Source organism: Streptomyces sp. NPDC055966, assembly GCF_042269865.1.
Taxonomy (GTDB): domain Bacteria; phylum Actinomycetota; class Actinomycetes; order Streptomycetales; family Streptomycetaceae; genus Streptomyces.
This window is the reverse complement of the sequence record NZ_JBHJYK010000019.1, coordinates 243,742-252,580: the sequence shown is the minus strand read 5'-3', so window position 1 is coordinate 252,580 and position 8,839 is coordinate 243,742. Positions and strand designations below refer to the sequence as shown.

Here is an 8,839-nt window from a genome sequence, read left to right as displayed (position 1 = left end):
CAGCAGGCATGGATCAACGACCCGGCCAAGCGCAGGGAACCCGCACCACAAACCTCATAGCGTCACGACCGTCTCACTGGACTTGAAATCTTCCGAGCGGGCCGTGTTCACTGCCGTGGTGTACGTGCTGACCAGCGGTTGTGCCTGGCGGCATCTGCCGCCGACGTTCGGTACGTCTCTCGCGACGGTGCATCGCCGGTTCACTGCGTGGACCGAGGCGGACCTGTGGCGCCGGCTTCACCGGGCGGTGCTGGACGAACTCGGCGCCAAGGACGAAGTCGACTTGACCTCGGCGATCATTGACGCCGCCTCGGCCCGGACGAAAAGGGGGGCACCCTCACCGGGCCGAAGCCGATCGCCTGGTTGTTCGGCTACCGCCGCCTCACCGTCCGATACGAGCGAACCGGCTCACACTTCCTCGCCCTTCTCGGCCTCGCTTCCGCCCTGACCTGCTACAAGAAGCTCTCAAGACTGAAGTCGGGCAGCGGGAGGCCATAGCGGTCTCCCGCTGCCCGAACGTAATCCGGCCAGGCTGGGCGCGATTGATCAGGCCCGGGTCACCGGTGCCTGCAGTTCCGTCACCCAGTCGTCACGATTTTCCGGGCACTCCAGGTTGATCTCGCGGGGGTATCCGGTCGACTGATAGTCGTTGGCGTCGATCCAGCGGGCCAGGGCCTGGGCGGTGGGGAGCACGGCGTCCATCGAACCGTGGTGCACGATGGTCGCTGCCTGGTCGAGGGACGGCAGGTCGAGGATCCGGAAGGTACCGTCCTGGAGAGGGACGGAGACCTGGACGGCGGCGTGGACGCTGATCCTGCCTCCGCCCTCCGGGGCGTCCTCGTAGTACGCGATGCCGGGGCCCGTGGGAGTGATACCCGCTGAGCCCAGGCACCGGAACAGCTCGTCGTAGAGCGGCCCGATGACCGGGCCGATGTCCTCGGGCTCGAAGCTCGCGGCCGTTGCGGTCAGCTGCGCCACCCGGACGGAAGGGACGCTCTTGATGACGACGTCGTTCGTGGGCATGTGCCCCTCATTCTCGATCGCTCGGAGCCTCGCCTCGACCTGGATCAGCCGTGCTCCTGCGGCAGCCATTGCGGTCTCCAGTTCGGCCCGCCGCAGCCGCAGCATGCCGCGCAGTTCCTTGAGGCCGACCTTCTCGTCCACGATGTCCTGGACCTGCTGGAGAGTGAATCCGAGGTCCTTGAGCGCAATGATCCGGTTGAGGCGGGCGAGCTGGGTAGCGGTGTAGTAGCGATAGCCGCTGGCGGGGTCGACGTGAGCCGGGCGCAGCAGTCCGGTCGCGTCGTAGTGACGCAGCATCCGGACCGAGACGCGGCCATGCCGGGCGAAGTCTCCGATGGTGAACATGATGTCTCCGAGCTGACCGCCTGACACGGTGTGAGAGTCAAGAAGCTACTTGACGGCCGGGGCAGCGAAAACTCGGGGCTCCATCGGCGCAGTTGCACGAGTGTGCCCACAAGCGAGCAGTCCGTGACGAGACATCGCCACGTGAGACGTCCTCTTAGTTGATGATTTCGGCGCGGCCATCCAGACGGATTGCGGCCAGCCGGTCTCGCCACATCTGGAGAGCTTCGGGTGTCTGTCGCGTCCAGTCGGTGGCCTCCCCGACGATCCGGAGCGGTTCTCTGCTGCGATAGGAGCGAGTGGGATTTCCAGGGAACTTCTTGTCGGTGACGTTTGGATCGTTCTCGAACTCTCCGGTCGGTTCGACGACATACACCCGCGGGGCTCCGTCACCGGCGGCAAGTTCGGCGGCGAGTCCCGCGCCGTCGCGCAACGCGGTGAAGTAGATGTGGTTCATCACGATTTCGGGCCGGTAGTTGGAACGGAATCCGGCTGTGAGATGATCTCCGACCCGCAGCTCGGCCTTCGTGCCGTGAAAGAACGGTCCCTCGTCCAACACCTGGTTCATCACCACAGGTTACGGCACCTGCTTGCCCGCCCCCAGCTGTCTGCCGAGTGAAGAGCCCCGGACGGGAGCGCTGGATCCACTCCGCCGTTGCCGAAGGCCCCGCTGTGTGCGAGCACCCGCCGCGTCACAGGGAGGCACGGCCGCGGGTACCGAGGGTCCGCCGTGGTGCCGACGGGGGCCGGGCTCGTGCCGAGCAGGCCACGGGCCCGTAGCGTCTCGCAGCGGGAACCAATTCGGTGATCTGCTCAGCCACGGCCGTACCGCTCCTCTGCCTTCCAGAAGTAGATGCACCCGCCGACGCCGAAGAGCAGCGCCCAGCCGACCGCGTACGCCCACACGTGGTGGGGAAGCTGGCGGGCCTTGTGCCCGTCAGCATGCCGAAGATGAAGTAGCACACACCGCGGCGTTCAGCAGCGGGTTCGCCACCTGCCAGATCGATGCGCCCGCATCGGATGCACCGCGTCCTGGAGGACCTCGATGATGTCCCGGTACGAATCCGGCAGCACCCCCACGGCCGGCTCGGGCGTCCAGTGCGGCACCAGACGCACACCGACCGGCGATCCCGACGGCAACCGGAGCTCCTCCATCTCCGCCTCGCCCGCGTCCGCTACCGCCCCGGCAACCGAGACCGTCTCGTTGCCGGACAGGATCCCGGTCATCGTCTCCCGCGTGATCTGCAGCCGGGACAACACGTCCTCCCGCTGACCGACACGCCTGGTCAACTCCTCGATCTGTCCCCGCAGTTCGGCGATCTCCTCCCTTGCGGCAGTCGCCCGCCGATCGAGTTCCTCCAGCCACGACACCATCGCCGCCTCCAAGACCACGTCCTGGGACACGGCGTTCCGCCGTCCGACCACAAGCGGCAACGGCGCACAGCATCACCAGCTCACTGCAGAAGAGCCGCACCCAAACCGGATGACCTCGTTGTGTGTCGGCCACGTCATCAACTGCGGCCAATGAGAGGGGGGACGGCGGGCACCTCGATCGCGTTCTCGATGTCGGCCTCCGTCAGCTTGAACGCCTCGGGGTAGGTGTCGCGGCGGGTGCGGCGGGCGGGTTCGATGGTGCGCCAGGTATAGAGGCAGCGCGCGCACTGCAGCACGTCCCACACACCGGGGACGGGGGACGCGGCGAGCTGGGTGATCGTGCCGAAAGCGCAACGGGGGCACTCAAGGTGCTCGTCGTTCACGGGAGTTGTCCTTTCAGGGGGGGAGGGGAGGAGTGACAGGCGTCAGTGGCGGTCGGCGATGAGGTGCTGCAGGCGGATCGTCCATTCGGCGGTCTCGGGCAGGTCCTTGGCCGGGGTGGAGAAGTTGCCGCGGACGTCCGGGGCGACCGGCGTCGTCGCATCGATGATCATCTTGCTGGTGATGCCGACGGGCTGCGCGGCGGGCGCGAGTTCCAGGACGGACAGGTTGGGGATGACGACGACGTCGTCCTTCGGGTTGACCTTGGCGGACATGGCCCACATGACCTGCGGCAGGTTGAACGGGTCGACGTCCTCGTCGACGAGGATCACCTGGGCCACATAGCCGAGTCCGTGCGGCGTCGTCATGGCGCGCATGCCGACGGCCTTGGCGAAGCCGCCGTACCGCTTGGCCGTGGAGATGATGACCATCAGGCCGTGCGTGTACATGGCGTTGACGGCCTGCACCTCGGGGAACTCGACGCGCAGCTGCTTGAGCAGCGGCACGCACGTGTTGGGGCCGACGAGGTAGTCGCACTCGGTCCACGGCATGCCGAGGTAGAGGGACTCGAAGACCGGGTTCGTGCGGTACGAGACGCGGTCCACGCGGATGACGGGCATGCGGCGGCCGCCCGAGTAGTGGCCCGTGAACTCGCCGAAGGGGCCCTCGATCTGACGCTTGCGGGACTCGATGACGCCCTCGATGACGACCTCGCTCCCCCAGGGCACGTCGAAGCCGGTGAGCGGCGCGGTGGCGATCGGTGCGGGCGCGCCGCGCAGGGCGCCGGCCATTTCGTACTCGCTCTGGTCGTACGCCATCGGCATCCCGGCCACGATCGCCATCACCGGGTCGTTGCCGAGGGTGATGGCGATGGGCAGGTCCTCGCCCCTCTCCTCGGCCTTGCGGAGGTGCTGGGCGACGTCGTGCATCGGGACGGGCTGGAAGGCGAGCCGGTCCCGGCCGATGACCTGGATCCGGTAGGTGCCGACGTTCTGCTTCCCGAAGTCGTCCGGGTCCTCGGGGTCGCGGGAGACGACGGCGGCCTTGTCGAGATAGAAGCCACCGTCTCCGTCGTTGAGGCGGAACAGCGGCAGCACAGAGAACAGGTCGACGTCCTCACCCTCCCGGGTGTTCTCACGCCAGGGCGCGTCCTCGCGGCGCTCGGGCGCGACGGGGAAGGCGTCCCAACGGCGGGCGAACTCCTCGACCTGCTCCTTGACCGGGGTGTTCCGCGGCAGTCCGAGGGCGAGCGCGTGGTTGGCCCAGGAACCGTGGACGTTGAGGGCGATGCGGGCGTCGGTGAAGCCCTTGACGTTGTCGAAGTAGAGGGCGGGGGCGTTCTCGCCGATGCGGCCCGTCGCGTTGGCGGCGGCCGCGAGATCCGGCTCGGGCAGCACCTCGTCGGTGATGCGCAGCAGCTGCTCCTCCTTCTCCAACGTGTCCAGGAAACTGCGCAGATCGTCGTAGGCCATAGGGAACTCCTTTGTGGGTTAAGAAATTTCAGGCGGCGTCAGCCGACGATCGGGAGGCCGTGCGCGCCGCGCGCATCCCGGCCCAGCGCTTGGCGGCCGGCGCGGGCAGGTCGAACTGGTCGAGGATGCGGGCCGTGATGTGGTCGACGATGTCGTCGACGGTCCGCGGGTTGTTGTAGAAGGCGGGCATGGGCGGCACCACGTGCACCCCCATGCGGGCAAGTTCGAGCATGTTCCGGAGGTGGATCTCGCTCAGCGGTGTCTCGCGCGGGACGAGGACGAGCTTGCGGCGCTCCTTCAGGACGACGTCGGCGGCGCGGGCCACGAGCCCCTCGGCATAGCCGGTCCTGATCCCGGCGAGGGTCTTCATGGAGCACGGCACGATCACCATGCCGTCGGTGCGGAACGAACCGGAGGAGATGGTGGCGCCCTGGTCCTCGGGATGGTGTGTGACATCGGCGAGCGCGGACACGTCGGCCACGGACAGGCCCGTCTCCAGCTCGATGGTGGTGCGCGCCCACCGAGACAGCACCAGATGCGTCTCCACGTCCGGCAGCTCCCGCAAGTGCTCCAGGAGCCGGACACCCAACGGGGCTCCCGTCGCCCCGGTCATTCCCACGACCAACCGCACAAGACCACTCCTCACACCTCGCTGACCTGTGTTTCCACGCTAGGAGGCGGTTCTGGGCGTGCGGCGGTACCCTCGGGACTCACGATGGGGAAAAACGGACAGTCTGAGGTCAAGGAGCTGGCCTACACCCCGACCGTGGGCGCCGCGGCCGGGGTCGAGGTGATGGAGCTCTCCGATCTGTACGAGCGCTCGCGCCGCCATGGCAACGACCCGTACGTGCCGCTGCGACCCGCCTTCCACCAGCTGATCGGCGCCCGCTCGCGGCCGCTGCGGATGTGGGTGGACTTCGTCGAGCACGAGCTGCGGCCCGGGTCGTGGCTGTGGATCCGACCGGGGCAGGTGCAGCGGTTCGGCCCCGACCTGGTGGCGGCGGACGGGGTGGTGGTGCTGTTCCAGCCTGGCTTCCTGCCGTCGGCCACGGTGTCGGCGGCGCACATGGACCCGCCCTACGAGCAGCGTCCGACGACGCCGGACAGCGCGGCGGCGGAGGGCCTGCGGCGGGCGCTCGACCATCTCTCGTACGAGTACCGTGCGATGGCCTCGCTTCCCCTTCAGGCACACACCGAGGTGTTGCGCGCGCTGCTGTCCGTCCTCGTGGTGCGGTTCGCACAGGCGCGCGGCCCGGCGCCCCGGCCGACCTCCGCGTCAGAGACTTTCCGCCGTTTCCACTCGGCCGTGGAGCGGGACCATGCGGTGACCCGACGCGTGGAGGACTACGCAGCGGCGCTCGGCTACAGCCCGCGCACGCTGACCCGTGCGACGCTCGCCGCGACGGGACGTACGGCCAAGCAGTACATCGACGACCGGGTGCTGCTCGAGGCGAAGCGGCTGCTGTGGCACAGCGGACTCGCTGCCAAGGAGGTCGCGGACCGGCTCGGGTTCACCGACGCCAGCGACTTCACGAAGTTCTTCCGGCTGCGGACGGGCGTGACGCCGGGCGCTTTCCGCGAGAACCCATCGCCACGTCATCAGAACGGGCACCACACGCCCACCTGAACGCTCCTCGCTCCACCGTCATCGCCCAGAACTACCGCAGGACAGGTTGGCGCACGGCCTGCCCCCGGCCGGGGGCTTCAGCACCCGGCTCGGGATGCCGGGCCAGGGCTTGCCGTGTCGATCTTGACCGCCCAGCGGTCACACTCCGATGAAGCGCACCGTTCCGTCACGTCTGCAGACCATCGAGATCTTGAAAAGGTATTCATGGCGCCGCTGTGCGGCGGATTGCGGATGGGTGCGGCTCTTCTGCGGTGAGATCGTTGGTCAGGGCTGGAGTTCGCCGTTGTGCTCGTCGGGTGGGTGATAGCGGCGTTCGCGTTCTCTCTGGGTGTGGTAGGTCCAGTAGGCCGGGAAGTCGCCGTTGCTGATGACGGCGCGGAGGGTGAGGACGGCTTCGGCTCCGCAGACGCTCCATCGGCTGCCGGTGATGTCGAGGCGGTCCGTCAAGTGGCGGGCTGCTCCTTCGACGATGCCGCTGGCGATCGGCCAGCCGGCGTCGAGGGCCTGGCCGTAGTGGACGAAGGCGGCATTGTTCTCCAGGTTGCGGCAGGCTTTGTCCGCTGCGGCCCGCTGATCTGGGGACAGGCCCGTGCGGTCGGCCTCGGTGCGGATGGCTGCGACGGCTGATGGGGCGTCACCGGCCAGGATCCGGGTGGCTTCGGTGCCCAACCAGTCCTCGGCGTCGGGATCGGTGGCGGTGTGGAAACACCGCGCGGCCGCCCATACCTTCTCTTCGAGCACGTGCACGATGTCGAGGACGATATGGATCTCGATCCTGCGGCGGGCAGTCCAGGCCCGGATCAGCCCCAGCTGGTGGGTGGCGCCGTCGGCCAGGACCACCCAGCATCGGCGGAGCTGCGGGTCGCGGGCCTCGGCCTGGGATGTCAGCGCCGTCCTGTCCACAGTCACCGACGCCACCGGCGACGACCTCCTCAAACAGATCCTGCTCCAGCTCCCCGCGGGCTACGACCTCCTCTTCGGCCGCCCCCAGCCCACCTGACCACCCACCCCCGGTGACCGCACACCGGCCACCACGACCTGGTGACAGAAAGGCAACCACCGCAGTCATGTCCGACCACAGCGCACCGCGCCAGCACTCCTACGGGAGGGCGTACGAGCACATGCTGGAAAAGGTCCGCTACGAAGGCGCCTACCCCACCCGCGACAAGGCCGAGGAAGCCGTCCGCCTCGTCCTTTCGGGTCTGGGACGCCAGCTGACCGGCGACGAACGCGTCGAACTGGCCGCCCGCCTCCCCTTCGAAGCCGCACGCATCCTCACCGCCCAGATCCCCGACACCCAACCGCTGGGCGGCTGGGCCTTCGTCAAGGACCTCGCCGCCCGCACCGGCGCCTCCCTGGCCACCACCCGCTGGGACACCGGATCCGTCTTCTCCGCCGTCGCCGCCTACGCCGGACCCGACCTCATCACCCGCATCCTGCAACAGCTCCCCTCCGGCTACGCGCTGCTGTTCGGCCATGCCGAACTCACCCAAGCCGCATAGCCGGGCCGCGCCTTTCCGGCACCATCCTGACGCGGACAAGGCAGCCACGTGGTCCGACACCGACGCTGGAGGCACCGCTCATACGCGCTCCGAGGATCGCAAACAGGCACAGCTCTCGCCGCCCGAATCGACCGATACGCGGCAGCCCAACCCACCCCGGGTCAGGGCTCATGAGCACACAAGGCTCACGCGTCGGGGAGTCGCTAAGGCTCCGCGTCAGGACGGGGCGAGGACGCAGAACTCGTGGCCCTCCGGGTCGGCCAGGCACGTCCAAGGGACGTCGCCCTGGCCGAGGTCGAGGTCAGTGGCGCCGAGGGCCCGCAGCCGGGCCACCTCCGCTGCTTTGTCGTCACCGGGGTACGGCAGCAGGTCGAGATGGACGCGGTCCGGAACGGTCTTCACGTCGGGCGTGCGCAGGAATTCGAGATACGGGCCGACGCCCTTGGCGGAGCGCAACACCGCCTGATCGTCGCTCACCTCGTGCAGGGTCCAGTCCGTCGCCTCGTCCCAGAACCGGGCCATGGCCCGCGGATCCGCGCAGTCGACCACAACCGCGGCGATCGGCCCGGTGTCCCGGTAGATCTCCCGAGGCTCCAGCACACAGAACTCGTTGCCCTCGGGGTCGGCGAGAACCGTCCACGGCACCACACCCTGGCCCACGTCGGCGGGCGTCGCACCGAGAGACTTCAGACGCGCGACCAACTCCGCCTGATGGGCCGCAGAGGCGGTGGCGAGATCGAGGTGTACGCGGTTCTTTGCCGATGTCCTGGGTTCCGGGACGGGGACGACGTCGATGCCGACGAAGACGGGGTCCGGCCAGACGAGGCCGCCGGCGGGTCCGACGTAGGTGGTCACGCCGGGGCTGTAGGCACTCCAGCCGAGCGCCTCCGCCCAGAACCGGCCGACTGCCGAGTGATCAAGAGCCTTTATGTTCACCATGACGGGTCGCAGTGCCATGCCGGCGATCCTATGCGCCCGCTCTGCAACGACATCCTCACCGTCGTCAAACAGAGATCGACTCGCTCAGCAGCCGCAATGCTCAGCTCGCCGACTGGAGGGCTCAGCCCCGCCAAGTGAACTGCTCACTCGCCAGGTGAAGTGCTGAGTCACCGCTGCGC

The 8,839-nt window shown here is 68.3% G+C and carries 11 protein-coding genes and 2 pseudogenes; 4 read left to right on the top strand and 9 right to left on the bottom strand.

Annotation, left to right across the window (positions count from 1 at the left end):
• Positions 1-82 precede the first annotated feature (82 nt).
• On the top strand, positions 83-448 hold the full coding sequence (locus tag ACFC8N_RS34900; protein WP_376292766.1) for a transposase: 366 nt from the start codon (positions 83-85) through the stop codon (positions 446-448).
• 98 nt (positions 449-546) lie between these two features.
• On the opposite strand, the gene ACFC8N_RS34895 is transcribed toward ACFC8N_RS34900, so the two are convergent.
• From ACFC8N_RS34895 to ACFC8N_RS34865, 7 genes and pseudogenes are all read right to left on the bottom strand, one after another.
• Positions 547-1,368, bottom strand: coding sequence for a MerR family transcriptional regulator (locus ACFC8N_RS34895; RefSeq protein ID WP_376292763.1), 822 nt, complete (start codon positions 1,366-1,368; stop codon positions 547-549).
• 154 nt (positions 1,369-1,522) lie between these two features.
• On the bottom strand, positions 1,523-1,933 hold the full coding sequence (gene arr / locus ACFC8N_RS34890; RefSeq protein ID WP_376292760.1) for an NAD(+)--rifampin ADP-ribosyltransferase: 411 nt from the start codon (positions 1,931-1,933) through the stop codon (positions 1,523-1,525).
• 245 nt (positions 1,934-2,178) lie between these two features.
• Positions 2,179-2,289: pseudogene (locus ACFC8N_RS34885) on the bottom strand (ABC transporter permease); the annotation flags it as partial.
• Between the two features lie 51 nt (positions 2,290-2,340).
• Complete coding sequence (locus tag ACFC8N_RS34880) at positions 2,341-2,769, bottom strand: hypothetical protein (protein WP_376292757.1); 429 nt, start codon at positions 2,767-2,769, stop codon at positions 2,341-2,343.
• Between the two features lie 107 nt (positions 2,770-2,876).
• Entirely contained in the window at positions 2,877-3,122 is a 246-nt protein-coding gene (locus ACFC8N_RS34875) for a non-oxidative hydroxyarylic acid decarboxylases subunit D (RefSeq protein WP_356028012.1), read from the bottom strand.
• A 42-nt stretch (positions 3,123-3,164) separates the two neighbouring features.
• Positions 3,165-4,592, bottom strand: a complete 1,428-nt coding sequence (gene vdcC, locus ACFC8N_RS34870) for a non-oxidative vanillic acid decarboxylases subunit C (RefSeq protein ID WP_376292754.1) — start codon at positions 4,590-4,592, stop codon at positions 3,165-3,167.
• 28 nt (positions 4,593-4,620) lie between these two features.
• Positions 4,621-5,223, bottom strand: a complete 603-nt coding sequence (locus ACFC8N_RS34865) for a non-oxidative hydroxyarylic acid decarboxylases subunit B (protein ID WP_356028007.1) — start codon at positions 5,221-5,223, stop codon at positions 4,621-4,623.
• Positions 5,224-5,307: 84 nt separating this feature from the next.
• On the opposite strand from ACFC8N_RS34865, the gene ACFC8N_RS34860 reads away from it, so the two are divergent.
• The gene (locus ACFC8N_RS34860; RefSeq protein WP_376292751.1) at positions 5,308-6,219 is read left to right on the top strand and encodes a helix-turn-helix domain-containing protein; all 912 of its coding nucleotides are present in this window, start codon (positions 5,308-5,310) and stop codon (positions 6,217-6,219) included.
• 264 nt (positions 6,220-6,483) lie between these two features.
• On the opposite strand, the gene ACFC8N_RS34855 is transcribed toward ACFC8N_RS34860, so the two are convergent.
• Complete coding sequence (locus ACFC8N_RS34855; protein WP_376292799.1) at positions 6,484-7,137, bottom strand: hypothetical protein; 654 nt, start codon at positions 7,135-7,137, stop codon at positions 6,484-6,486.
• Between ACFC8N_RS34855 and ACFC8N_RS34850 the strand changes: the two are divergent.
• Both ACFC8N_RS34850 and ACFC8N_RS34845 read left to right on the top strand, forming a co-directional pair.
• Positions 7,085-7,219 (top strand): annotated as a pseudogene (locus tag ACFC8N_RS34850) (DUF2267 domain-containing protein); the annotation flags it as partial. The gene ACFC8N_RS34855 and the pseudogene ACFC8N_RS34850 overlap by 53 nt on opposite strands.
• Positions 7,220-7,286: 67 nt before the next feature.
• Positions 7,287-7,721 carry a DUF2267 domain-containing protein gene (locus ACFC8N_RS34845; RefSeq protein ID WP_376292749.1) on the top strand — a complete coding sequence of 145 codons (435 nt, stop codon included), beginning with the start codon at positions 7,287-7,289 and terminating at the stop codon, positions 7,719-7,721.
• A gap of 216 nt (positions 7,722-7,937) precedes the next feature.
• Here the strand turns inward: ACFC8N_RS34845 and ACFC8N_RS34840 are convergent, their stop codons facing one another.
• On the bottom strand, positions 7,938-8,678 hold the full coding sequence (locus ACFC8N_RS34840) for a VOC family protein (protein WP_356028002.1): 741 nt from the start codon (positions 8,676-8,678) through the stop codon (positions 7,938-7,940).
• Between the last annotated feature and the right edge of the window lie 161 nt (positions 8,679-8,839).

Excerpts from the sequence above, each read along its gene's own strand:
- vdcC (WP_376292754.1), bottom strand. The coding sequence starts at position 4,592 with ATGGCCTACGACGATCTGCGCAGTTTCCTGGACACGTTGGAGAAGGAG.
- arr (WP_376292760.1), bottom strand. The coding sequence starts at position 1,933 with ATGAACCAGGTGTTGGACGAGGGACCGTTCTTTCACGGCACGAAGGCC.
- ACFC8N_RS34845 (WP_376292749.1), top strand. The coding sequence starts at position 7,287 with ATGTCCGACCACAGCGCACCGCGCCAGCACTCCTACGGGAGGGCGTAC.
- ACFC8N_RS34895 (WP_376292763.1), bottom strand. The coding sequence starts at position 1,368 with ATGTTCACCATCGGAGACTTCGCCCGGCATGGCCGCGTCTCGGTCCGG.
- ACFC8N_RS34840 (WP_356028002.1), bottom strand. The coding sequence starts at position 8,678 with ATGGCACTGCGACCCGTCATGGTGAACATAAAGGCTCTTGATCACTCG.
- ACFC8N_RS34860 (WP_376292751.1), top strand. The coding sequence starts at position 5,308 with ATGGGGAAAAACGGACAGTCTGAGGTCAAGGAGCTGGCCTACACCCCG.